Below are 24,417 nucleotides of genomic sequence, written 5' to 3'. Positions count from 1 at the left end.
ATGTCTGGACCACTGCAAGGCCTGAAGGTCGTCGACTTGTCCCGCGTGCTGGCGGGCCCCCTGTGCGCCCGCACCCTGGGCGATCTGGGAGCGGAGGTGATCAAGGTCGAGCCGCCGCGGCCCGACGTCTCGCGCTTTTCCTTCCCGTTTGATGATGGCATGTCCGGCTACTACGCGCAGCAGAACGTGGGCAAGCGCAATGTCAGCATCGATCTGAACGTGCCCGGCGCGCGCGAGCTGATCTTCAAACTGTGCGAAGACGCGGACATCTTCGTCGAGAATTTCCGCGCCGGCACGCTCAAGTTCTTCGGGCTCGACTATGAAGCGCTGTCGCGCCACAATCCGCGCCTGATCTACGTGTCGATCTCCGGTTACGGCCAGGGCGGCCCGTGGGCCTCGCGCATGGCCTACGCGCCGACGGTGCAGGCCGAGACGGGCTTCACGCACAATACCCTCCGCCACTACGGCGACAATTTGACCCGGTGGCGGCCGGACCCGCTGTCGCACGCGGACGTCTACGCCGGATTGCAAGCGACGATAGGCGTACTGGCGGCGGTACAGCGGCGCGCGACCACGGGCCGCGGCCAGTACATCGACGTGGCCATGGCGGCGGTCATGCTGGCGATCAACGAGCGCGCGCACGTCGACCTGGCCGGTGTCGACACCGGCGCCGAACCGGCGGTGCTGGGCGCCACCGACGGCGCGTTCTGGGTGGGCCCGGGCGGCGAGCGCTTCCTGACGCCGGCGAGCCTGGTCAGCAGCCTGACCTTTCCCCAGTACCTGATGGCCATGCGCCGGGTCGAGCTTGCCAGCGACCCGCGTTTCGCCACCGCGGCGCTGCGCTCCCAAAATTACGACGCCCTGCACGAGATCATCCAAACCTGGATGCTGACGTTCCGCGACATGAAGTCGCTCGACGCGCAGTTGGACGAGTCCAAGATCGCGATGGGTGAAATCCGCACCATGAAGGAGCTTGCGGAAACCGAATGGGCCGCATACTGGGGCGCTGTGCACGACGTTCCGGACCGGCGCGGCGGCACGTATCGCCTGCATGGCCGTCCATGGCGCTTCTCGGAAGACACGCTGGATCCGCCCGGCTTGCCCGCTTTCCGCGGCGAGCACAATGCCGAAGTGTTTGCCGGCCTCGGCATGAGCGCGCAGGAAATCGACGCGCTGAAGACCTCCGGCATGCTGGTCGAGCATCAGCGTTCGAGTCCGGTCGTTCCGGTTCCTCAACCAGCGCAATCCGCGGACCGGGCCAGCACGGCGGACGCGGGCGTTGTCGCCGCATAGCCGCCGCCGGGAACGCCATGAGCACGAAAACCGACCACACACATGACCCGCGCGCGCAAAGTTGGGTGAGCAGTGCCAATGAGCCGGGCGCCGAGTTTCCCATCCAGAATCTTCCGCTTGGGGTCTTTTCTTCGGGAGCGGCAGCGGCCGGCCGGATCGGCGCCGCGATCGGGGATCAGATCCTGGATTTGGCGGCGGCTTTGGACGGCGGCCTGTTGCCGGGCCTTGAAAGCCATGCCGCCGCGCTGCACAGCGACAGCCTCAACCTGCTGATGTCGCGTGGCCCGGGCGCCAGGCTGGCGTTGCGGCGCGCCGTATTCGAACTCTTGCACGTCAGCAACGCCAACATCGCCCCGGCAGCCCGCTGCCTGGTGCCGATGAGCGGCGCGCGCATGCATCTGCCTGCGCGTATCGGGGACTTCACGGACTTCTTCACGTCGATCCATCACGCCCGCCGCACCGGGGAGCTGTCGCGGCCCGACATGCCGGTGGCGCCCAATTTCAGGCACATGCCGATTGGCTACCACGGCCGCGCCTCCAGCGTGGTCGTGAGTGGAACGCCGTGCGTCCGGCCGCGCGGACAAACCGGCGCCTCCGCGGCCGCGGGGCAGGGCTACGCGCCGACCCAATGGCTCGACTTCGAACTCGAGGTGGGATGCTTTGTCGGGGGCGGCAATCCATTGGGCGCGACGATTTCGATCGACGATGCCGAGAGCCACATGTTCGGCTTATGCCTGGTCAATGACTGGTCGGCGCGCGATATCCAGATTTGGGAAAGTTATCCATTGGGGCCCTTCCTCGCCAAGAGCTTCATGACCAGCGTGTCGCCCTGGGTCGTCACGCTGGACGCGCTGGCGCCATTTCGCGTGGCGGCGCCGACGCGGGGCGAAGACGAGCCGGCGCTGCCGGCGGGGCTGACCTCGCCCGCGCATGCGGCCCGGGGCGGCATCTCGATCGCGCTGCAAGTGCTGTTGCAGACGCAGGCCATGCGGGACAATGGCATGGACCCGGTGCTGCTGTCGCAGCCGCGGTTCGAGGATCAATACTGGACGCTGACGCAGATGCTGACGCATCAGGCCAGCAACGGATGCAACCTGCAGACCGGCGACTTGTTGTCCAGCGGGACCGTCTCCGGCCCCGAGCGCGAGAACAGCGGCTGCCTGGTCGAGTTCAATGCCGGGGGCAAGGAGCCGATGCGCTTGCCTTCGGGGGAAACGCGCCTGTTCCTTGAAAACGGCGACATCATATGGCTGCGCGGTGTGTGCCATCGGGATGGCTACCGGTCGATCGGATTCGGCGAGTGCAAGGCGCAAATTTTGAAGGAGATGAAATGACGCTGCGAAAAGTGACGATTGCCGTCAACGGCGCGCCGGTGACCGCCGAGATCGAGCCGCGCGAGCTGCTGGTGCATTTTCTGCGGGACCATGTGGGGACGGGGACGCACATAGGCTGCGACACCTCGCAATGCGGGGCCTGTCTGGTGCGGATTGATGGCGGGACGGCCAAGTCCTGCACGGTGCTGGCGGTTCAGGCGCAAGGCCACGACGTCACCACGATCGAGGGGCTGGGCACGCCGAAAGAGTTGACGCCGCTGCAGCAAGCTTTCATGGAGGCGCACGGGCTGCAATGCGGCTTTTGCACGCCGGGCATGGTCTTCGCGGGGCAGGCCTTGCTGGACCGGGTCCCCAACCCGACCGAAGAGCAGGTGCGCGAAGCCCTGCACGGCAACCTGTGCCGTTGCACCGGGTATCAGAACATTGTCAACGCGGTCCTGCTGGCGGCAAGCCGCGGGAACCAGACGGCCGGCGCTTCTGGCGATTCGAAGGAGGGTCTGTAATGAGCAAGCTGAATGATCTGCCATCCGCCCGCCTGGTCGGGCAATCCGTCACCCGGCGCGAGGATCCGCGCCTGCTGACCGGCCGCGGCCGCTTTACCGACGATATCGCGATCGAAGGCCTGGCCTGCGCAATGGTGTTGCGCTCGCCCCACGGCCACGCGCTGATCAAGTCGATCGACACGTCGGCCGCCTTGGCCATGGAAGGGGTGGTGGGCGTGCTGACCTATGACGACTTGCGCGGCAAGGTCGGCGATATCCGCCCCAACTGGGTGGTGGGCGAGGTTCACATCCCGGCCCATCCTCCGCTGGCGGACGGGCGGGTGCGCTATGTCGGAGAATCGGTCGCGCTGTTGGTCGCCAATACGCGGCAGCAGGCCGCCGACGCGCTCGAAGCGATCGCCGTCGATTATGAAGTGCTGCCCGCCGTGGTGGACGAGGAACTGGCCGTGCGGGAAGGCGCGCCGCAATTGCACGACAACGTGCCCGGCAACCTCCTCAGCGTATACCGGACCGGCGGCGGCGACTACGAGGCGGCGGCCGGCCTGGCCGACCACATCGTCCGGGTACGGCTTGTCAACAATCGCCTCATTCCCAGCCCCATCGAACCGCGGGCCGTGCGCGCGGCCTACGACACGGCGGACGACAGGCTGACGTTCTACCTGCCGTCGCAGGTGCCGCACATGTCCAAGCGCTGGCTGGCTGAAACCCTGGGCTGGCCCGAACACAAGATCCATCTGGTCGCGCCCGACATCGGCGGGGGCTTCGGATGCAAGATGCACTTCTATGCCGAGGAAATCCTCGTCGCGTTTGCCGCGAAACACTTCGGGCGGCCGGTCGGCTGGACCGAAACGCGCAGCGAAGCGCACATGGCCACCACCCACGGCCGCGCGCATATCGAGAACGTGGAGGCGGCGGTCAGGAAAGACGGCCGTGTGCTTGGCATCAAGTTGCGCTCGTACGCCAATCTGGGGGCCTACCTGTCGAACATGGGGACCGGCATCCCGACGATCAACACGGTGTCGTTCGTCTGCGGCAACTACGACATTCCCGCGCTGGACGGGGAGATGCGGCTGGTGACGACCAACACCACGCCGGTGGACGCCTATCGCGGCGCCGGCCGGCCGGAGGCGGCATACATCATCGAACGAACGATGGATGCGGTCGCCGCCGAATTGGGTATGGACCCGGTCGAACTGCGCCGTATCAACTTGATTCGATCGCATCAGTTTCCCTACAAGCCTTACGGCCACCCGCTACTCCTGTGGGACACCGGCAACTACGAGGGGTGTCTCGAGGCCGCGGTGAAGGAGATCGGCTACGACGAATGGCGCCGGCGGCAGGCCGAGTTGCGGGCCCAGGGGCGCTATATCGGCGTTGCCGTCACCTGCTACATGGAACTGGTTGGCATGGGCAGTTCGGCCGTGCTCAAAATGCTGGGATTCGACCGCGGCGGATGGGAAAGCGCGCTGCTGCGCGTGCATTCCGATGGCAAGGTCACGCTGTTCTCGGGATCCATGCCGCAGGGCCACGGACACGCGACCAGCTACGCGCAGATCATTGGCGATGCGCTGCAACTGCCGCTCGACCATATCGATGTCGTCCAGGGCGATACCGACCGGGTGCCCTTCGGGCACGGCACCTTCAATTCGCGCTCCATGGCGGTGGGCGGCACCGCGGCCCACATGGCGGCGGGGAAAATCCTGGACAAGGCGCAACGCATCGCCGCTTGCATGCTCAAGGCGCAGCCGGAAGAAGTCAACTATGCGCGGGGAACGTTCAGTGTCGCCGGCCAGCCGGAGCGCTACGTCGGCTTCGGCCAGGTCGCGCGCATGGCGTACGTGAGCTACGGACTGCCGGTGGGCATGGCGCCGGGCCTGGAGGAAACCGTGTTTTACCAGCCCGAAGACATGGTGGCGCCATTCGGCAGCCACGCCGCCGTGGTGGAGGTCGACATCGAAACGGGCGAGGTGAAGATTCTCGACTATGTCGCGGTGGACGACGTCGGCAACATGATCAATCCGATGCTGTGCCATGGCCAGATGCATGGCGGCATCGCCCAGGGCATCGGCCAAGCCTTGTACGAGGGCGTCGACTACGACGAGACCGGACAGCTGCTGACCGGTTCATTGCTCGATTACGCGCTGCCTAAAAGCGAACAGATCCCGTCGATGCGCACCAGCTTCCAGGTGACGCCGACCCCGGTGAACCCGCTGGGCGTCAAGGGGATCGGCGAAGCCGGCTGTGTCGGCGCGCCGACGGCCATCGTCAGCGCGGTGTGCGATGCGCTCAAGAGCTTCGGTATCACCCACATCGACATGCCGTTGACGCCGCCCAAGGTGTGGCGCGCCATCCGCGCGGCGCAAGCGGCCGAACAAAAGGAGCTGAACCCATGATCCCCAGTGCTTTCGATTACGTACGACCCGGCAGCGTGGCCGAGGCGCTTGGCCAGCTCGCCCAGGGGGGCGAGGGCGCCAAGCTGATGAGCGGCGGCCATTCCCTGCTGCCCATGATGAAGCTGCGCCTGGCCGCGCCGTCGACCTTGATCGACATCAGCGCGCTTGCCGAACTGCAAGGCATCAGCGTCGGCGCGGACGAAGTCGTCATCGGCGCCGCCACCACCCACGCCCAGCTGGAACACCACGCCGAAGTGGCCAGGGCGCTGCCGCTGATTCCCGCCACGGCGCACCTGATCGCGGACCCGCCCGTGCGCAATCGCGGCACCATCGGCGGCGCGCTGGCGCACGCCGATCCGTCGGCCGATTGGCCGGCCGCCATGCTGGCCCTCGAGGCCACGATCGATGTGACCGGGCCGCAAGGTTCGCGTTCGATTCCGGCCGACGCCTTCTTCAAGGGCCTGTTCGAAACCGATCTCGGGCCCGATGAGCTCCTCGTGCGCGTGCGCATTCCGGTGGCGCCAGGCCGGCGCATGGCCTACCGCAAGTTCCGCCATCCGGCCTCGGGCTACGCCGTCGCCGGCGTGGCCGTGGTGCTGGAGTTCGAGTCGGGCCGGTGCGGCGGCGGGCGCATCGCGGTGACCGGCTTTGCCGAGCATGCCTTCCGCGCGCGCCTGGCCGAGGCCGCGTTGGCGGGATATGCCGGCCAGCCGGACCGGACGGAGCGCTTGCTCGACCTGGCGTTCGACGGGGTGTCTCCGCTGGAGGACCGCTTCGCCGACGCCGGCTACCGCACCCAGCTCGGCCGGACGATGTTGCGCCGCGCGCTGGCCGATGCGCTTGCCACTGAATAATCGAAAAGACGAGGAGACGGCAATGACGACAAACGGAGCGAAGACCATGGGCAATCCGCTGAAATCGATCTTGAACGCGCGAAGCCGCCTGCGGCGCGTGCCCCTGGCATCGGCAAGGGGCGCGCTGCTGGGGCTGGCGAGCGGAGCGCTGTTGGCGGGCCAAAGTCTTGCCGCGGACGCCGGCGCGGATGCGCGCGCGAGCATGCGGCCCTTGACGGTGGAACATATCCGTATCACGTCGAAACGGTCATTCGACGAAGTGAGGACCGCGCTTGAATCACGGATTCAGCCGTTCCGGATCGAGCGGGTGATGCCATTCGTGATGAAGGGGGACATGGCCGGCGCGCGCGCCGAGCTGGAGCAATTGGCGGCGCCCACGGGGCTGTCGATACTGTATTCGCTGGACCATGGCCTCGCGCTTTCCCTGGAGGGAGCCCCCCGGAAAGCCGTGGGTTACGGTATTGGCAATGTCCTGACAGCCGCCTCCATGAACAAACACAATCTGGCCGCGGGTCTCTACGCACCCATCCGTGTGGTGCTGTACGAGGGAGCCGACGGTACCGCATTGTTCGAATACGACAAACCTTCTTCGATGTTCGGGCTGTTCGGCGACGCCGTGATCGACGGCGTCGCCGTGAAACTCGACGTCGCGTTGAAGAACCTGTTGATGGAAGTCAGTAAATAAGATTCCGTTTGATCAATCACTTTTTTGGGGCCCTCGGGCTTGGATGTATGGAACTTATTGGGGAAAAGCTGATACCGGCGCCGATTTCGGCAACCTGGGCGGCGCTGAACGATGCCGAGGTGCTCAAGTCCTGCATTGCGGGATGCGAGTCGCTGGACCATGTGCAGGCGAACATGCTGGCCGCCCAGGTGGCTTTGAAAATAGGACCTGTCAAGGCGCGCTTCAAGGGCACGTTGACATTGAGCGACATGAATCCGCCACACAGCTACGTGGTGTCCTTCGAGGGACAGGGCGGCATCGCCGGTTTCGGCAAGGGAGCGGCGGACGTCTCGCTCACGGAACAGGGGGATCAGACGCTGCTGCGCTATGCGGCCCGTGCCCAGGTGGGCGGCCGCCTGGCCCAGGTCGGATCGCGGCTGATCGATGCCGCCGCGGCGAAGATCACGGAGGACTTCTTCGCCGCCTTCGAAGTCCAGTTGCAGCCGGCCAGCGTCGAAGCGGCGGCGTATCAGCCCGCCGTCCTCGGCAAGGCCGGGGCGCCGGCGACATCGCGCCTGGCCGGGGCCGCCGCGCCGAAGGTCGTCGCGCATTCCTTGCCGGCGGCCGGCGCGCGGTTGCCGCCGTTATCGGCCGCGGCGGCGGTGGATCAGCCGAACGTTTTCGCCCAGACCGGGGCGCCGGCCAAACCGCGCCCGGCCGTCGCCGCCACGCCGATCCAGCTGGTTGGGGAAAGAGTGTTTCCGGCGCCGATATTTGCGACTTTCAACGCGATGAACAATGCCGATGTGCTCAAGTCCTGCATCGTCGGATGCGAGTCGCTGGAACATCTGCGGGCGGACACGCTGGTGGCCGTGCTGGCTCTGGGCATCGGCCCGGTCGGCGCGCGCTTCAAGAGCACATTCCAGGTGAGCGATATGCGGATTCCAAGCGGTTATGTGCTGTCGTTCGAGGGGGAGGGGGGCACCAGGGGTTCGGCCAACATCTCCTTGATCGAAGAGGGCAGGCAGACGCGCGTGCGCTACGCGCTCCAGGCCGAGGTCAGGGGAGCCTTGGCCAAGGTGGGGCCGCGCTTGATCGAAGCCGTGTCGGCGCAGGTCGCCAAGGGTTTCTTTTCGGCGTTCGAGGCGCGCCTGTTGCAGGCAACGGCCGACATGGCGGCGGACCGGTCCGCGGTGCCGGCCAAGACCGGGGCGCCGGCGAAAAGGTGGCTTTGGGTTCTGTTGGCGGGCGCCGCGGCGGCGGCTTACACCATGTGGAGGTAGTCGGTCATGGATGCGCTTGATCTGGATGTCTTGCGTACTTGTTCGGCCTGGCGGAAGGACGACCGCGCGGTGCTGCTGGTTACCGTCGTGCGCACCTGGGGCTCGTCGCCCCGTCCCGTCGGCGCCATGATGGCGTTGCGCGACGATGGCCAGGTGGCCGGATCCGTATCGGGCGGATGCATCGAGGACGACCTGATCGCCATGGTGCGACAAGGCGGCATCGCGGCCCTCCTTCCGGACGGCCTGCCCCGTTCCGTCACCTATGGTGTGAAGGCGGAGGAAGCGCGCAAGTTCGGGCTGCCGTGTGGCGGCACCCTGCAACTGGTGCTCGAACCACTGGGCCGCCGCAGCGCCATTCGCGAGCTGGCAAGCCGCGTCTTCGCGCGTCGGCTGACCCGGCGCCGGCTGGACATGGATACCGGGATCGTGGAGCTGGGCGATGCCGGCCAGCCCGATGCCTTGAGCTTCGACGGCCGCTATCTGGACCACGTGCTTGGCGCCGGCTTCCGGCTGCTGGTCATCGGCGCGGGGCAGCTCTCGCGCTATCTGTGCGAAACGGCGCTCGGCCTGGGCTTCGACGTCACGGTGTGCGATCCGCGCGGCGAATACATGGACGGGTTCGAAGTCGAAGGCATCACGCTGTTGCGCTGCATGCCCGACGACGCCGTGCGGGACATGAAACCGGATGAGCGGTGCGCCGTGATCGCGCTGACGCACGATCCGAAGCTGGACGACCTGGCATTGCTCGACGCCCTGAAAACACCCGCTTTCTATGTGGGCGCGCTGGGCTCGCGCGTCAACAATGCGCAGCGGCGGGAACGCCTCAAGGAACACTTCGGGTTGGCTGAAGACGAATTGGCGCGCCTGCGCGGGCCGGCCGGCATCTATATCGGCAGTCGCACGCCGCCGGAGATCGCGTTGTCGATCCTCGCCGAAATCGTCGCGGTCAAGAATGGCGTGGAAATCCCCAGACTGTTCGCGGTCGCCGGCGCCAAAGAGGCCCGGGCCTTGCCGTCCTCGCCGCAAGCCTGCGCCGTCTAGCGCCATACATCAAACAATACAGGAGACACACCATGGACACACTGCCACACCCATCCCCCCATCGCCACAGGCGGCCACCACGGTGGTCCCGGTTCCATTTCATGCGATAGCCGGCGGCGACGAAACATGGGGTGACAGCGGCGCGGCTTGAACGCGACCTCGCCGCCGCCTCATCGGTTCTCAACAGCTTGTTTGATCTTTGTGTGCCCGACGCGCGCCGCGCGCCGGCAGGGGAGCTTTTCGCCTTTTTCCCAGGCATTCAAGAAAGAAAAATTTTTTCGCAGTCAAAAAAGGAGGGGAGACGAATATGAAGAACATTCACGAGGGACGGATCGGCGACGCGCGAGACCGTTTCAAACCCATCGCCGCGGCGCGAGCGTGCGCCGCGGCGATGGCCTTGCTGGGCACCGGTTACACGGCATCGGCCAGTGCCGGCGACTTCAGCCTGGCGAACGGCGTCGAGGGGCAATGGTCGCTCGGCGCCTCGATCGGCGGCAGCTGGCGCGCGCGCGATGCCGACCCGGCGCTGATTGGCGTCGGCAACGGCGGCCGCAGCGTCGGCCTGAACGATGACGGCAACCTGAATTACGGCAAGGGTTCGCCGTTTTCGACGATTGCCAGGGTCAACGGCGAGGTCAAGCTGAAGAAAGACAACATCGGCGCCGTCATCGGGGCCAAGGGCTGGTACGACCACGCGGGCCGGCACAAGAATGTCGGGCACGGCAGTTTCGCCAACGGCTATGTGCCGGGCGCGACGCTGGACGATGGCGGATTCGCCCCGTTGTCGAAGTTTTCCGGTGTCGCGCTGGATAACGCCTATGTGTTTGGCACCTTCGATGTGGCCGCGGGCACGCCGTTGAATGTCAAGCTCGGCAACCAGGTCGTGAACTGGGGTGAAAGCCTGTTCATCCCCGGCATCAACCAGTTCGGCGCCTTCGACGTCACGGCGGCCAATCGCCCGGGCGCGCAGGTGAAGGAAATCCTGCTGCCCATCGCCCAGGCATCGGCCACCCTGAGTCTGCCGGGCGGTGTCAACGTGGAAGCGTTTTACCAGTTCAAGTGGAAGAAGAACAACCTGGATGGGTGCGGCGCCTACTGGTCGATGAGCGACCTCCTGAACTGCCCCGGCGGAGCGGTCGTCGGCGGCGATCCGCTGTCGGACCAGGCGCGGTACAACGGCGTGCCGCCCGCGCCCGGGCTGCCGCCGTTCAACTTCCGCATGGGGCGCGCCGGCGATGTCCAGCCCAAGGACAGCGGACAATTCGGCCTGGCGGCGCGTTACCAGGTCGCGGCGATCGACACCGAGATCGGCGCCTATTTCGCCAACTACCATGCGCGCAGTCCTGTCTTCAGCATGGTGAAATCACCGTCGCCGGGCGCCTCGGTCTGGTCCGGCGCGCTGGCGCCGTTCGGCGGTGTCGGCCCGGCCCAATTCCTCTGGGATTACTCCGCGCGCAACACCAAGGTCTTCGGCGTGAGCGCCTCGACCGTCGTGGGCGGCTGGTCGCTGTTCGGCGAGGGGAGCCGCACCAGGGATTTGCCGGTCCAGATCAACTCCACGGACCTGCTGGCCGGCTTTGTCATGGGCGCGGGCCCGCAGGCGAGCCTCGCCGCCGGCGGCGCGGCGCGTGGCTACGATCTGAAGAACAAGACGCAGCTGCAGGTATCGACCGTCAAGATCTTCCCGCGCATGGCGGCCGCCGAATCGCTGACCCTGGTCGGCGAAGTCGCCTATCAGCACTGGTCGGGCATCGGCGACCCCAACACGTCGACTCGCTACGGACGCGCCTCGGTCTTCGGCCTGGCGCAAACGGCAACGATCCCGTGCGCATTCACCGGCAATCCCAATCCGGACCATTGCGAGAACAAGGGATTCGCGACCAGCAACGCTTGGGGATACCGGTTGCAGGCCGAGTTGAGCTATCCGAATGTCTTCGCGGGCGTCAACCTGAAGCCGCGACTGTTCTGGTCGCACGACGTGAAAGGCTATTCCGCCGACGGCACCTTCGTCGAGGACAAGCAAATTCTCGGGCTGGCCGTGCGCGCGGAATACAACACGCAGTATTACGTCGACTTCAGCTATACGGGCCACAAGCGCAGCGCCAAGTACGACATTTTCCACGACCGCGATCGCTACTCGGTGGTTGCCGGCATCAATTTCTAAGCACCAAGGAGATACTGGAATGAAAACCAAATCACTATTTTCGCTGACCTTGGTCGCCGCTCTGGTGGCCGGCGCCGGCGGCGCGGGCGCCACGATGACGGCGCAGGAACTCGAACGCCTGGGCAAGGACCTGACCCCGATGGGCGCGGAAAAGGCGGGCAACAAGGACGGCACCATTCCCGCCTGGGACGGCGGGTTGCCAACAATTCCTCCCGGTGTCGATCCGAAGGAAGTGTATGCCGATCCGTTCCCCAAGGAAAAGCCGCTGTATACGATCACGGCGGCCAACCTGCAACAATATCAGGGCAAGCTGACGGCCGGCCAGATCGAGATGTTGAAGCGGTTCCCGGAGTACAAGATGCTGGTCTATCCGAGTCACCGCACCGCGGCGCTGGAGCAGAGCGAGTACGACCATATCAAGGCAGAGGCCGGCAAGGCGGCCTTGGCCGAGGGCGGCAACGGGATCCTCAATGTGAAAAATTCCTCGGTGCCGTTCCCGATGCCGAAAAGCGGCGTGGAAGCCATCTGGAATCACATGACGCGCCATCGCGGGGGGAGCTTTATCCGTTACACCTCCCTGCTGCCGGTACAGGCCAACGGCGCCTTCACGCCGGTGGTGCGTATCGAACACATCGCCATGGCCTCGAAAGTGAAGAACGCGGAACCGAACCGGCTGATGTACTACATGCGAACCGACACCGCGCCGTCCAGCCAGGCGGGCACGGCATTGCTGGACTATGAACCGCTCGACCAGGTCAAGGAGCAGCGGCTCGTCTGGACTTACAACCCGGGCTCGCGTCGTGTCATGCGCGCGCCGGATGTCTCCTACGATTCACCGGCGATCGGTTCCGACGGGTTGGCGACACAAGACGATTTCGACGGCTTCAACGGCGCGCCGGACCGTTTTGACTGGAAACTGATTGGCAAGAAGGAGATGATCGTTTCCTACAACAACAACCGGCTGATCGCCAAACAAGTCAAGCCGACCGACATCGTCAGGCCCGGGCACATGAACCAGGATCTGGTGCGGTATGAAATGCATCGCGTCTGGGTGGTGGAGGCGACGCTCAAGCCGGGCAAACGCCATGTCTATTCCAAGCGGGTGTTTTACATCGATGAAGACAGCTGGGCGCTCGTCCATGCCGACAACTTCGATGGCCGCGGGGAATTGTGGCGCGTCCACGAGATGCATGGCCTGCAGTATAGCGCCGCGCCGGCGTACGGGCCCGCTTGCGATGTCATCTATGACCTGCAGGCGCGCCGCTATCTGGTCAGTTCCCTGGTCAACGCGAGCAAGCCGTTCAAGTACCACGTGGAGTTCGACCTGAGCTCGTTCTCCGTCGACGCGATGCGCCGCTTCGCGAACTAGTTGGCTTGCCGGCGGGGCACCGGCCGGTGACCCCGTCGCTCCCTTGCGGGCACCGCTCATGGCCCGCCGTGCCCGGCCGCCCTGATAAAGAAGCAAAGAAGAAACGTCATGATTCATACAACTTTGGCAAAGACTGGCCGCACAAGACGGCGTCTGCTCGCCTGCATCGCACTGGCGGCGCCGCTGCTGGCGCATGCCGGCAAAGACCGCCTGGATACCCCCGCTTACCTGGCGCCGAAAGCGTCCGGCGCGATGATGGTGGACGTCGCCCGTGCCGGCAACCGGGTCGTCGCCGTCGGCGAGCACGGCATCATTCTCTATTCCGATACGAACGGAAAAACCTGGCGGCAAGCCGCGGTCCCCGTGTCCGTGACCCTGACCGCGGTCCATTTCCCGACGCCGGCAAAAGGCTGGGCGGTTGGCCACGACGGCGTGATACTTCGCAGTGAAGACGGCGGCGCGCGCTGGACCAAGCAGTTCGACGGCAACACGGCCAACGCCCTCGTGCTGGCCGCCGCGCAAAAGCGGGAAAAGGATGCGCGGGACACGCGGGACGCTTCCGCGGACGGCGCGGGCGGACAGCCGGCCGCGGCATTGCAGGCCGCCGAACGGGCGCTCGAAGACGCACAGGCCGGCGCCAAGTTCGGTCCGTCGCGGCCCTTGTTCGATGTGTGGTTCAAGGATGAATCGGAGGGCATCGCCGTCGGCTCTTTCGGGCAGCTTTTCCATACCGCCGATGGCGGCCGGACCTGGGCGCTGTGGGGCGGGCGCATCGCCAATCCCGACGGCCTGCATCTCAACGCGATCTCGGCCACCGACAAGGGCGCGCTGCTGATCGCGGGCGAAGCGGGAAAAGTCTATCGATCCGCCGACGGCGGCGCCTCGTGGACCACGCTCGATACCGGCTACGCGGGACAACTGTACGGCGTGCTTGGCCTGGAGCGGGGCGGGGATAGGGAAACGCTGATCGCCTTTGGCTTTGGCGGAAACGTTTTCCGTTCGACCGCCAGCGGTTCGAGTTGGCGCCGTGTCCCGGTGGAAGAGACGAAGCCGGTGGTTTCCGGCCGCATGTTGCCGGACGGCCGAATCGCCTTGCTGACCTACGACGGCCGGATCCTGCTCGGCGACGAGCAGGGACAAGGCTTCAAGCCGGCGACGGGCAACGCGGGCATGTCGGTCGCCGCCTTCGCTCCGATCGACAACGACGCGTTCATCGTCGCCGGCGAGAAGGGGACACGGATCGTGTCCATGAACAGCCCCACCAAGACGAGGCAGCCATGAACCGAAAAGCGGCAGCCCCGCGGGACGCGGAAGACCTCGCCATGCATCGGGGCACGGGCAGGATGGAAGGCCTTGTCGAACCGGTCCTGTTCGGCCATCGCCTCAAGGTGATCCTGCTCTTCCTGGTGGTATCGATTTTCTTCGCTGTCCAGATGCTGAAGTTGAAGCCGGACGCCAGTTTTCAGAACATGATCCCGGCGTCGCATGCGTACATCGCGAACTACCTCAAGTTCGAAAACGAGCTGCGCCCGCTCGGCAACGTCGTGCGCATCGCGGTCGAGAACACGCGGGGCGATATCTATGACCCGGCGTATCTGGAAACCTTGCGGAAGATCACCGACGAAGTGTTCTACATTCCCGGAGTCGACCGCGGCAACCTGAAATCGCTGTGGACGGCAAACGTCATGTGGTACGAGGTGACGGAAGAGGGGATGACGGCCGGGCATATCATTCCCGAAGGTCTGGGCGGCTCGCCGGAAAAGCTCGAGCAGGTGAAAACCAACGTGGTCCGCTCCGGCCGCATCGGCAGCCTGGTGGCCAACGATCACCGCTCGGCGATCATCATGGCGCCCTTGCTCGAATCCGATCCCCAGACCGGCGAGAAGCTCGACTATGGCCAACTCTCCGAGCGCATCGAAACGCTGATCCGGCAAAAGTATGAGACCGGTCATATCAAGATTCACATCACCGGCTTCGCCAAGGTCGTCGGCGACTTGATCCACGGCGCGCGCGCGATCACCCTGTTCTTCGCGATCACCTTCGCCCTGGCTTGCGCGCTGCTCTATGCCTACTCGCGCTGCCTGCGCAGCACGGCCATCACCATCCTGTGCTGCAGCCTGGCGGTGATCTGGCAGATGGGCATCGTGAGCCTGCTCGGCTTCGGCCTGAACCCGTATTCGATCCTGGTTCCCTTCCTGACCTTCGCCATCGGCGTCAGCCATGCGGTGCAAAACATCAACACCATGGCATCCGAGGTGCATAACGGGCGTTCGAAGATGGAGGCCGCCAAGGCCACCTTCCGGCTGCTCTTCATTCCCGGCACGGTGGCCCTGCTGTGCGATGTCGTCGGTTTTTCGACGCTGCTGGTGATCGACATCGGGGTGATCCGCGAACTGGGGATAGGCGCCAGCGTCGGCGTGTTCGTGATCATCCTGACCAAGATGTTCCTGCTTCCGGTATTGATGTCGTATGTCGGCGTTTCGCCGGCCTGCCTGCGCAAGCAGGAGCGCAAGGCGCGCAGCCGGCACCGGGTCGCGCGCGCGCTGTCGCGCGTCACCGAGCCGCGTATCGCGCGAGCGGTCGCCGTGCTCGCGCTAGTGATCCTCGGCACGGCCTGGCATTTCAGCCGCGACCTGAAAATCGGCGACCTCGATCCCGGCGCGCCGGAATTGCGCAGCACCTCGCGCTACAACCAGGACAATGCCTTCACGGTGTCGCATTATTCGACCAGCCCGGATGTGTTTGTGGTCATGGTCACGACCAAACCGGGCGAATGCGGGTCCTATCCGGTGGCCGCGGCGGTCGAGCGGCTGCAGTGGGAAATGGAGAACCTGGACGGCGTCGAATCGAGCGCCTCGCTGTTTACCGGCATGAAGAAAATGATCGCGGGCAGCAACGGCGGCAACTTGAAATGGGCCGCGATCACGCGCGACCGCTACATCAGCAACGCGGCGCACAAGTCGCTGCCTTCGGAGCTTTACAACAACGATTGCTCGATGGTGCCGGTGATGCTGTTCCTGTCCGACCACAAGGCGGAGACGCTCTCGCGGGTGGTGCGGGCGGCCGAGCGGTTTGCGGCCGAGCACGACAGCGAGGACGCGCGATTCGTGCTGGCCGGCGGCAATGCCGGTATCGAAGCGGCGACCAATATCGTCATCAAGCAAGCCGAAGTGCAGATGCTGCTGCTGGTCTACGGGATCGTGGCCTTGCTGGTCTGGTGGGAGTTCAAGAGCTGGCGCGTCACGCTCGCCGTCATGCTGCCCTTGTATGTCACCTCGGTCCTGTGCGAGGCGATCATGGCGCAGCTCGGACTCGGCGTGAAGGTCGCCACCTTGCCGGTGATCGCGCTCGGTGTCGGGATCGGCGTCGACTACGGCATCTACATCTACAACCGTCTCGAACACTTCCTCGAGCGGGGCTACACGCTCGGGAACGCGTATTTCGAAACGCTCAAGACCACCGGCACCGCCATCGCGGTGACCGGGGTGATGCTGGCCCTGGGGGTCATGACCTGGGTCTTCTCGGATATCAAGTTCCAGGCGGACATGGGATTGCTGCTGGCGTTCATGTTCCTGTGGAACATGATCGGCGCGATTGTCATGCTGCCCGCGTTGGTGGCGATCCTGATGCCGCGCGCAGCGCCGCGGCGCAAGGTGTCCGAAGCCGCGTCGAAGGCAGCGCGTGGTTTCCAGCTCAGTGAATGAACGGCGGGGAGAACTCATATGCGCGATTTGTCGATCAGGTTAAAGCTGGTGGTGTTTTCCGGCGCCGCCATCCTGTTGCTATTGGTCGTCGCGACATCGGGATGGCTGGCCGCGCGCAGCGTCGGCGAACAACTTAGCGGTCTCAGCGGGGAACGTCTTCCCTCCATTCTTAACCTGATGCGCATGCGAACCTGGCAGCTGGTATCGATCTCGGAAAACAGGAATGCCATGGGCTTCGACGCGGCCTCCTACGATTCGGCGCGGGACGAGGCGGTCGCCGTGCAGGAGGGGGGCGCATTCTTCGCGGACGTGCTCAAGACCAAGCTCGATGCCGACATGCAGGCGCAGGCCTACTTCAACCACTACGCCAATCTGCCCAAGACGGCGGAAGAACGCGAAAAGTGGCAGTCGCTGCAATCGGACTGGAAAGCGTACCTGGAGGCCAATGCGGCGGCGATCAACGTCCTCAAACGCCTGGCCGGCGAGCGCGACTGGCGGCGCATGCAGCTCGGCATGAAGGACTTCACGGGTATTGACGGCCCGGTGCGCCGGCTGAGCGAAACGATACAGGCCCAGTTCGATGCGCTCATTGCGCTCAACCAGACCTACGCCATGCGGGCGGCCGAGGATGGCAAGCGCGTCCAGGAACAGGCGCGCCTGCTGATCTTCCTGATGACCGGCGTCGCGGTGTTGTTGTGCGGCGCGGGGGCATGGTGGGTCATCCATGGCATCACGACGCCGTTGCGTGAAGCGGTGGAAGTGACGGCCCGCGTCGCCATGGGCGACCTGACGTCGCGCATCGACGGGCGCGGCCGGGACGAGATCGGCCAATTGTTCGCCGCGCTGCGCCAGATGAATGGCAGCCTGGCCGAACTGGTCGGCAATGTCCGCGGCGGCACGGAATCCATCGGCGCCGCCACCCGGGACATCGCCCGCGGCAACGCGGACCTGTCGGCGCGCACGGAGTCGCAGGCCAGCTCGCTGGAACAGACGGCTGCGTCGATGGAACAGCTGACGCAGACCGTGAAGCGGAATGCCGAAAATGCGCGGCGGGCGAACCAACTGGTGCTGTCGGCGTCGGACCATGCGCTGAAGGGGGGGCGGGTGGTGGGACGGGTGGTCGAAACGATGGAATCGATCAGGGAGAGCTCGCGCAGGATCGCCGACATCATCGGCGTGATCGACGGTATCGCGTTCCAGACCAACATCCTGGCGCTGAACGCGGCGGTGGAAGCGGCGCGGGCCGGGGAGCAGGGCCGCGGTTTCGCGGTGGTGGCGGCGGAAGTGCGCAACCTGGCGCAGCGCTCGGCGGGCGCGGCCAGGGAAATCAAGGCCTTGATCGGCGACGCGGGGGGAAGGATCGATGCCGGGAGCAAGCTGGTGGACGAGGCGGGCGAGACGATGAACGACATCGTGGCCTCGGTCAGGCATGTGGCCGACATCACGGGGGAGATCACCGCGGCGAGCCGGGACCAGAGCCTGGGCATCGAGGAAGTGAACCGGGCCATCTCGCAGATGGACCAGATGACGCAGCAGAACGCGGCGCTGGTGCACCACTCGGCTAACGCATCCGAAAACATGCGGGAGCAGGCGGTGAAGCTGGAGCGGGCCGTCTCCGTGTTCAAGCTGGATGGCGCCGGCGGACCGATGGCAGAGCTTCCGCCCGCGCCGGCCGCGCCCGGCGCGGCGCGCCCCCCCGGGAGGCCGGCCATGCTGGAGCTTTCGGCCGCCGAAGAGTCGGGCCAATAACCAATCGCAAACAGGAGAAGCAATGTCGCACTACCCGAAGAGCCCCGTGATGGGGCAGATGATGAGCCAGCCTTTGCTCATTTCCAGCATCATTCAGCATGCCGACCGCTATTTCGGCGCCAACGAGATCGTGTCGCGGCGTGTCGAGGGGGATATCCACCGTTACACCTACCGCGATTGCCACAGGCGCGCGCGGCGGATGGCCAACGCCCTCGGCGGCCTGGGTGTGAAGATGGGGGACCGTGTCGCCACCCTGGCATGGAACGGATACCGGCATCTGGAACTGTATTACGCCATTTCCGGTTTTGGCGCGGTCATGCATACCCTCAATCCACGCTTGCACCCTGACCAGATCGCGTACATCGCCAACCATGCGGAAGACCAGTACCTGTTCTTCGACACCACCTTCCTGCCGCTGGTCGAGACGTTCGCCGCGCACTGCCCGACAGTCAAGGGTTTCGTGATGATGTGCGACCGCGAGCGCATGCCGGCCGCCAGCAAGGTCCCCAACCTGCTGTGCTACGAAGACTTGATCGGCGCCCACTCCGACCAGTACGCATGGCCGCTGTTCGACGAGCACTCCGCCTCGAGCCTGTGCTACACCTCGGGCACGACCGGCAATCCGAAAGGCGTGCTGTACTCGCACCGCTCGACCGTGCTGCATTCCTATGGCTTGACGATCCCGGATGGATTGAATGTCTCGGCGCGCGACGTCGTCATGCCGGTGGTGCCGATGTTCCACGTCAACGCGTGGGGCCTGCCCTACGCGTTGCCGCTGACCGGCGCCAAGATGGTGCTCCCCGGCGCCGCGCTGGACGGCAAATCGGTCTATGAACTGCTCGAACAGGAAGGCGTCACGTTTTCCGCCGGCGTCCCGACCGTGTGGCTCGGATTGCTGACCTATGTCGGCGAGAACAATCTCGGCTTTTCCACCTTCAAGCGCACGTCCATCGGCGGGGCCGCATGCCCGCCCGCGATGCTGCAAACCTTCCGCCATCGCTACGGCGTCGAGGTCACGCATGGCTGGGGCATGACGGAAACGTCGCCGCTGGGGACGACCTGCACGTTGCAGCGCCATCACCTGGACCTGCCGGAGGAAGAGCAACAGGCCATGCTGGAAAAGCAGGGCAGTGTGGTTTTCGGCGTCGACATGAAGATTGTCGGCGATGACGGCGGGGAAGCGCCGTGGGACGGCAAGACCCGCGGCGACCTGCTGGTGAAGGGGCACTGGATCGCCAGCGGCTACTTCAAAAACGAGGGTGGCGACGCGCTCGTCGATGGCTGGTTCCCGACTGGCGACGTGGCCACGATTTCCCCCGACGGCTATATGCAGATCACCGACCGCAGCAAGGATGTGATCAAGTCCGGCGGCGAGTGGATCGGTTCGATCGACCTGGAAAACATCGCGATGGCGCATCCGGCGGTGCAGCAGGCCGCCTGCATCGGCGTGTTCCATCCGAAGTGGGACGAACGCCCCCTGCTGGTCGTGGTGAGGAAGCCGGGCGCCCAGGTCGGCAGGGAAGAATTGATCAAGTTCTATGAAGGAAAAATCGCCAAATGGTGGACGCCGGACGACGTCGCCTTTGTCGAGGCGCTGCCGATCGGGGCCACCGGCAAGGTATTGAAGAACCGCATCCGCGAACAGTTCAAGGGACACGCGCTGCCCACGGCATGAGTGCGCGCCCTGCCCGGCGCGGCCGCATGCCATTCCCCCCGCGGTTTGCCTCCATCCTCGATGGGACATGCCGCCTATCGTTACGTTTCTGAACCAGGAGATATCAACATGAGCAAAGAGATCGTTATCTGTTCCCCCGTCCGTACCGCCATCGGCGGCTTTGGCGGCTCGCTGAAAGGCACACCGGCCGCGGCGCTGGGAGCGCACGCCATCGCCGCGGCCGTGCGCCGTTCCGGGCTGGACCCGGCGCTGGTCGACGGCGTGGTGATGGGGAACGTGGTGCAAGCCGGTAACGGCATGAATATCGCGCGCCAGGCGGCCATCCATGGCGGACTGCCAGTCGGCGTGCCCGCGATGACGGTCAACCGGGTGTGCGGTTCCGGCGCCCAGGCGGTCGCCACCGCTTATGCCGAAGTCGCCAGCGGGCTCTCGCGCATCGTCATCGCCGGCGGCATGGAAAACATGGAGCGCGCGCCGTATCTGCTGCCGTCCATGCGCTCCGGGGCGCGCATGGGCAATGCGGAGGCGATCGACGCGATCCTTGCGGATGGCTTGAACGACGCGTTCTCGGGCAAGCACTCGGGCTGGCACACGGAAGACCTGGTCCAGAAGTTCGCCATCTCCCGCGAGGCACAGGATCTGTTCGCGGCGCAGAGCCAGCAGCGCTTCGCGGCGGCGCAGGCGGCCGGCTGGCTGGACGCGGAGATTGAAGCGTTGTCCCTGAAGGGGGCCAAGGGCGTCGTCGCCAGTTTCGCGGCGGACGAGTCGGTCCGGCCGGATACCACGGAGGCCACGCTCGCCAGGCTCAAACCGGCCTTCCGCCCCGACGGGACCATCACCGCGGGCAACGCTCCCGGGGTCAATGCGGGCGCGGCCGCGATGATCGTCTGCGATGCCGGCGTGGCGCGCGAACACGGCCTGGAAGCGATGCTGGTGGTGCGCGGCATCGGGGTGGCCGGGGTCGAGCCGGGATACTTCGGATTGGGGCCGTTGCCGGCGATTCGCCAGGCGCTCGAGCGCGCCGGCTGGACGGTGGACGAGGTGGATCGCTTCGAAGTCAACGAGGCGTTCGCGGCGATCGCGATCGCGGTGCGCGACGAGTTGAAGATCGACCCGTCGAAGTTCAATGTCGATGGTGGCGCCATCGCGCACGGCCATCCGATCGGTGCCACGGGCGCCATCCTGACCACGAAGGTGGCGCACGCGCTCCGGCGCACCGGCACGCGCAAGGCGGTGGTGTCCCTGTGCATCGGCGGCGGCCAGGGGATCGCGCTCTGCCTGGAACGGGTCTGACGGTCGCGGCGCCGGGGCGCCGTGTGGCGGATTTTGTCAATGGCACGGCGCCCATTGCCAATGACACGCCCGGGACGCTCCCTTATAGTCGTTTCAAGCCCAAGGCTTAAGGAAACCCGGCCGATGTTCACGCCGGGGTGGCAGTCACATCGTTCAGGGAATTACCAATCTTATGGATATCGAAGCCCTCTTTGGCTTGTCCGGGAAAGTTGTATTGATCACCGGTGCTTCCAGCGGCATCGGCTTGCATATCGCGAAGGTGTACGCGCAGGCGGGCGCGAAGGTCGTGCTGGCCGCCCGGCGCCGGGACAGGATAGACAAGGCCGTCGCTGAGCTGCGCCTTCAGGGCCATCCCGCGCTGGGCGTGTATCTCGACGTGACGGAGAGCGCATCCATCGCGGCCGCATTCCAGGAAGCGGAGAGCCACTTCGGCGCCGGGATCGACGTCCTCTATAACAACTCGGGGATCATCTATCAAAAGCCATTCCTCGAGCAGGAAGAGTCCGAAATCGCGCGCGTTTTCGACACGAATCTGAAAGGCGCGATGCTGGTGGCGCAGGAAGCGGCCCGCCGCATGGCCATGCGCGGAAGCGGCGTCATCATTAATATCGCGTCGACGGCGGGCCTGCGGGCGGGTGGCATGCTCTCCAGCTATGGCGCGTCCAAGGCGGCGCTGATTCAAATGACCGAGGTGATGGCCCTCGAGCTCGCGTCGAAAGGGATCAGGGTGAATGCGATTTGCCCGGGAAATATCGAAACCGATATGCAGGAAAGCTTGAAGGCATTCGAGCAAGCGTTAATCAGGAGAACTCCCATGAAGCGTTTCGGCAGGCCTGAAGACCTTGACGGCGTTTCGCTGCTTCTGGCGTCCGAAGCGGGGCGCTACATGACCGGCGTGTCGATTCCCGTGGATGGCGGCCAGGTGCTTGCCTGGATGTAGGCCATCGGCAGTGACTTACCTTTAAATGTGGAACCACAAAATGAATTCTCCCGTTACATTTGTACAGGAAGGCAGCATAGGGCTGATCCGCATCGATAACCGCCCGGTGAACGCGATTTCCCCACGCGTTGTCGCCGCGCTCGAGGAGTCGTTCGCCGAGTTCGAGGGGCGCGGCAGCCTTGATGCGCTGGTGATCTACTGCGCGGGGCGCACCTTCGTCGCCGGGGCCGATATCTCCTGGTTCGAAAGCAGTGATTTCAATCCCCAGGCATACAACCGGTTGTTGGCGCGCATCGAGGCTTCTGAAAGACCGGTTATCGCCGCATTGCATGGGACGGTATTGGGCGCCGGACTCGAACTCGCCATGGCGTGCCACTGGCGGGTGGCGGAGAGGGCCACCAGACTTGGCCTGCCAGAAGTCAAGCTGGGATTGCTGCCTGGATCGCTGGGAACGCAGCGTTTGCCGCGCCTGGCGGGCGCCGGCACGGCGCTCGATATGATGTTGAGTGGCGCCATGGTTGCGGCAACGAAGGCGCTGCGGGACGGCTTGATTGACGAGGTCTGCGAAGGTGAAGCGCGCGCGGCCGGAAAGGCATGCGCCCAGCGCCTGGTTGAAAGCCGCGCGGCGTTGCGGAGAACGAGCGCCCTGGCGGCGCCGTCCCCGCCCGTCGATGGCTTCGCGCGGTACTTCACCGAGGCCGGCGGCAAGCCCCAATACCCCGCCCGCGCGGCAATAGTGCGCTGCGTGGAGGCCGCCGTCGAGCGGACCTTCGCGGAGGGGGAACAGGTCGAGGCGCGTGAATTCGCCGCGCTGCTCGGCTCGACAGCATCGAAGTGCCTGCGCCATCTCTTCTTCGCCGAGCGCGAAGCGGCCAGGATTCCCGACCTGTCGGAGAGTTCGGCGCTTCGGGCGATCGGTAAGGTGGGCATCGTCGGCGCCGGCACGATGGGCGGCGGCATTGCGATGAACTTCGCCAACGCAAACATTCCCACGGTGCTGCTCGACACGACAGAGGCCGCGTTGCAGCGTGGCCTGGATCTTATTCGCAAGAATTACGCGGCCAGTGCCGCCAAAGGCAAACTGACCGCGGAACAGGTCGAGCAGCGTATGGGCCTGCTGACAGGCGCGCTGGAATACACCGCGCTCGCGGATTGCGATCTCATCATCGAAGCGGTTTTCGAAGACCTCGAACTCAAGATGCAGGTCTGCGCGCAGATCGGACGTGTCGCAAAGCCAGCCGCGATTATCGCCACCAACACGTCCACGCTGGATGTCAATTTGCTGGCCCGCGCGGCCGGCCGTCCCGAACGGGTGCTTGGCATGCATTTCTTCAGTCCCGCGAACGTGATGCGGCTGCTGGAGGTCGTGCGCGCCGACGATACCGCCCCGGAGGTCCTCGCCACCGTGATGAGGCTGGCGAAAGCCATCGGCAAGACCGCGGTTGTCTCGGGCGTATGTTTCGGCTTTATCGGCAACCGCATGCTGGAAGTGTATTTGCGCGAAGCGGAGTTCCTGCTGATGGAAGGCGCCGATCCGGAGCGGGTCGATGCCGCCGCCGAGTCGCTCGGCATGGCCATGGGGCCGTGCCGGATGCTCGACATGGCGGGCGTGGATGTGGGCGCGAAGGTGGTCATCGAACGCGCGAAAGCCGGCGAACTGCCGGCCGATCCGGGTTACCGGGCCGTGGTCCGCAAACTGTTCGAGCTGGGACGGTATGGGCAGAAGACCGGCGCCGGTCATTACCGGTATGACGGACGCACGCCCATCCCCGATCCCGAATTTTCCGCGGTCGCCCGCGCCCTCGGCGAATCGCATGGCATTGCCCGCCGCGACGATATCACCGGCGAGGAGATAGTCGAGAGGCTGTTTTATCCGCTCATCAATGAAGGGCTTCGCATCCTGGACGAGGGCATCGCCTACCGTCCCGGCGATATCGACGTCGTCTGGACCGCCGGCTATGGATTCCCCGACCATCGCGGCGGGCCGATGTTCATGGCGGAACAGATCGGCCTGGCCAAGATCGCGGAGCGCCTGCGCCATTATGCGGACCTGCGCGGCGACGCGTTTGGATACTGGACCCCGTCGTCCCTGCTCACGCGGCTCGTTGAAACGCGCGCTCCGTTGAGCAAGTGGGCGCGCACCGCATAACACATTCCT

The 24,417-nt window shown here is 65.2% G+C and carries 17 protein-coding genes; all 17 read left to right on the top strand.

What is annotated here, in order from left to right:
• The 17 genes from BM436_RS03180 to BM436_RS03100 all read left to right on the top strand — a co-directional run bounded on the left by BM436_RS03180 (position 1) and on the right by BM436_RS03100 (position 24,408).
• A complete protein-coding gene (locus BM436_RS03180) occupies positions 1-1,293 on the top strand; it encodes a CaiB/BaiF CoA transferase family protein (RefSeq protein WP_093553722.1) in 1,293 nt (430 codons plus the stop codon).
• Between the two features lie 17 nt (positions 1,294-1,310).
• On the top strand, positions 1,311-2,627 hold the full coding sequence (gene fahA, locus BM436_RS03175) for a fumarylacetoacetase (RefSeq protein WP_093553401.1): 1,317 nt from the start codon (positions 1,311-1,313) through the stop codon (positions 2,625-2,627).
• Complete coding sequence (locus BM436_RS03170; RefSeq protein WP_093553399.1) at positions 2,624-3,130, top strand: (2Fe-2S)-binding protein; 507 nt, start codon at positions 2,624-2,626, stop codon at positions 3,128-3,130. Before fahA ends, BM436_RS03170 begins: the two co-directional genes overlap by 4 nt.
• Entirely contained in the window at positions 3,130-5,523 is a 2,394-nt protein-coding gene (locus tag BM436_RS03165) for a xanthine dehydrogenase family protein molybdopterin-binding subunit (protein ID WP_093553397.1), read from the top strand. The genes BM436_RS03170 and BM436_RS03165 overlap by 1 nt, the downstream gene beginning before the upstream one ends.
• Complete coding sequence (locus BM436_RS03160) at positions 5,520-6,377, top strand: FAD binding domain-containing protein (RefSeq protein WP_093553395.1); 858 nt, start codon at positions 5,520-5,522, stop codon at positions 6,375-6,377. The genes BM436_RS03165 and BM436_RS03160 overlap by 4 nt, the downstream gene beginning before the upstream one ends.
• A 22-nt stretch (positions 6,378-6,399) precedes the next feature.
• A complete protein-coding gene (locus BM436_RS03155; protein WP_093553393.1) occupies positions 6,400-7,062 on the top strand; it encodes a DUF302 domain-containing protein in 663 nt (220 codons plus the stop codon).
• Between the two features lie 8 nt (positions 7,063-7,070).
• The gene (locus tag BM436_RS03150) at positions 7,071-8,324 is read left to right on the top strand and encodes an SRPBCC family protein (RefSeq protein ID WP_143132940.1); all 1,254 of its coding nucleotides are present in this window, start codon (positions 7,071-7,073) and stop codon (positions 8,322-8,324) included.
• Between the two features lie 6 nt (positions 8,325-8,330).
• Entirely contained in the window at positions 8,331-9,365 is a 1,035-nt protein-coding gene (locus BM436_RS03145; RefSeq protein ID WP_093553388.1) for an XdhC family protein, read from the top strand.
• Between the two features lie 307 nt (positions 9,366-9,672).
• Positions 9,673-11,529 (top strand): DUF1302 domain-containing protein, encoded by a 1,857-nt coding sequence (locus BM436_RS03140; RefSeq protein WP_093553386.1) that lies wholly within the window; start codon positions 9,673-9,675, stop codon positions 11,527-11,529.
• Positions 11,530-11,548: 19 nt separating this feature from the next.
• Complete coding sequence (locus tag BM436_RS03135; protein ID WP_093553384.1) at positions 11,549-12,898, top strand: DUF1329 domain-containing protein; 1,350 nt, start codon at positions 11,549-11,551, stop codon at positions 12,896-12,898.
• Between the two features lie 108 nt (positions 12,899-13,006).
• Entirely contained in the window at positions 13,007-14,179 is a 1,173-nt protein-coding gene (locus tag BM436_RS03130) for a WD40/YVTN/BNR-like repeat-containing protein (protein ID WP_093553382.1), read from the top strand.
• Positions 14,176-16,602 (top strand): efflux RND transporter permease subunit, encoded by a 2,427-nt coding sequence (locus BM436_RS03125; protein ID WP_229488837.1) that lies wholly within the window; start codon positions 14,176-14,178, stop codon positions 16,600-16,602. The genes BM436_RS03130 and BM436_RS03125 overlap by 4 nt, the downstream gene beginning before the upstream one ends.
• An 18-nt stretch (positions 16,603-16,620) precedes the next feature.
• Positions 16,621-18,351 carry a methyl-accepting chemotaxis protein gene (locus tag BM436_RS38430; RefSeq protein WP_143132938.1) on the top strand — a complete coding sequence of 577 codons (1,731 nt, stop codon included), beginning with the start codon at positions 16,621-16,623 and terminating at the stop codon, positions 18,349-18,351.
• Between the two features lie 22 nt (positions 18,352-18,373).
• Positions 18,374-20,026 (top strand): 3-(methylthio)propionyl-CoA ligase, encoded by a 1,653-nt coding sequence (locus BM436_RS03115; protein WP_093553378.1) that lies wholly within the window; start codon positions 18,374-18,376, stop codon positions 20,024-20,026.
• Positions 20,027-20,134: 108 nt separating this feature from the next.
• Positions 20,135-21,319, top strand: a complete 1,185-nt coding sequence (locus BM436_RS03110; RefSeq protein WP_093553376.1) for a thiolase family protein — start codon at positions 20,135-20,137, stop codon at positions 21,317-21,319.
• A 172-nt stretch (positions 21,320-21,491) separates the two neighbouring features.
• A complete protein-coding gene (locus BM436_RS03105) occupies positions 21,492-22,259 on the top strand; it encodes an SDR family NAD(P)-dependent oxidoreductase (RefSeq protein ID WP_093553374.1) in 768 nt (255 codons plus the stop codon).
• Between the two features lie 40 nt (positions 22,260-22,299).
• Positions 22,300-24,408 carry a 3-hydroxyacyl-CoA dehydrogenase NAD-binding domain-containing protein gene (locus BM436_RS03100; RefSeq protein WP_093553372.1) on the top strand — a complete coding sequence of 703 codons (2,109 nt, stop codon included), beginning with the start codon at positions 22,300-22,302 and terminating at the stop codon, positions 24,406-24,408.
• Positions 24,409-24,417 lie beyond the last annotated feature (9 nt).

It is taken from the genome of Pseudoduganella namucuonensis, assembly GCF_900116645.1.
GTDB classification, from domain to species: domain Bacteria; phylum Pseudomonadota; class Gammaproteobacteria; order Burkholderiales; family Burkholderiaceae_D; genus Rugamonas; species Rugamonas namucuonensis.
Note: the sequence above shows the minus strand (reverse complement) of the source record. Positions and strands in the feature narration are given on the sequence as shown.

Coding starts and splice junctions, on each gene's coding strand:
- BM436_RS03125 (WP_229488837.1), top strand. CDS start 14,176: ATGAACCGAAAAGCGGCAGCCCCGCGGGACGCGGAAGACCTCGCCATG.
- fahA (WP_093553401.1), top strand. CDS start 1,311: ATGAGCACGAAAACCGACCACACACATGACCCGCGCGCGCAAAGTTGG.
- BM436_RS03170 (WP_093553399.1), top strand. CDS start 2,624: ATGACGCTGCGAAAAGTGACGATTGCCGTCAACGGCGCGCCGGTGACC.
- BM436_RS03155 (WP_093553393.1), top strand. CDS start 6,400: ATGACGACAAACGGAGCGAAGACCATGGGCAATCCGCTGAAATCGATC.
- BM436_RS03130 (WP_093553382.1), top strand. CDS start 13,007: ATGATTCATACAACTTTGGCAAAGACTGGCCGCACAAGACGGCGTCTG.
- BM436_RS03180 (WP_093553722.1), top strand. CDS start 1: ATGTCTGGACCACTGCAAGGCCTGAAGGTCGTCGACTTGTCCCGCGTG.
- BM436_RS03140 (WP_093553386.1), top strand. CDS start 9,673: ATGAAGAACATTCACGAGGGACGGATCGGCGACGCGCGAGACCGTTTC.
- BM436_RS38430 (WP_143132938.1), top strand. CDS start 16,621: ATGCGCGATTTGTCGATCAGGTTAAAGCTGGTGGTGTTTTCCGGCGCC.
- BM436_RS03105 (WP_093553374.1), top strand. CDS start 21,492: ATGGATATCGAAGCCCTCTTTGGCTTGTCCGGGAAAGTTGTATTGATC.
- BM436_RS03135 (WP_093553384.1), top strand. CDS start 11,549: ATGAAAACCAAATCACTATTTTCGCTGACCTTGGTCGCCGCTCTGGTG.
- BM436_RS03160 (WP_093553395.1), top strand. CDS start 5,520: ATGATCCCCAGTGCTTTCGATTACGTACGACCCGGCAGCGTGGCCGAG.
- BM436_RS03100 (WP_093553372.1), top strand. CDS start 22,300: ATGAATTCTCCCGTTACATTTGTACAGGAAGGCAGCATAGGGCTGATC.
- BM436_RS03145 (WP_093553388.1), top strand. CDS start 8,331: ATGGATGCGCTTGATCTGGATGTCTTGCGTACTTGTTCGGCCTGGCGG.
- BM436_RS03165 (WP_093553397.1), top strand. CDS start 3,130: ATGAGCAAGCTGAATGATCTGCCATCCGCCCGCCTGGTCGGGCAATCC.
- BM436_RS03110 (WP_093553376.1), top strand. CDS start 20,135: ATGAGCAAAGAGATCGTTATCTGTTCCCCCGTCCGTACCGCCATCGGC.
- BM436_RS03115 (WP_093553378.1), top strand. CDS start 18,374: ATGTCGCACTACCCGAAGAGCCCCGTGATGGGGCAGATGATGAGCCAG.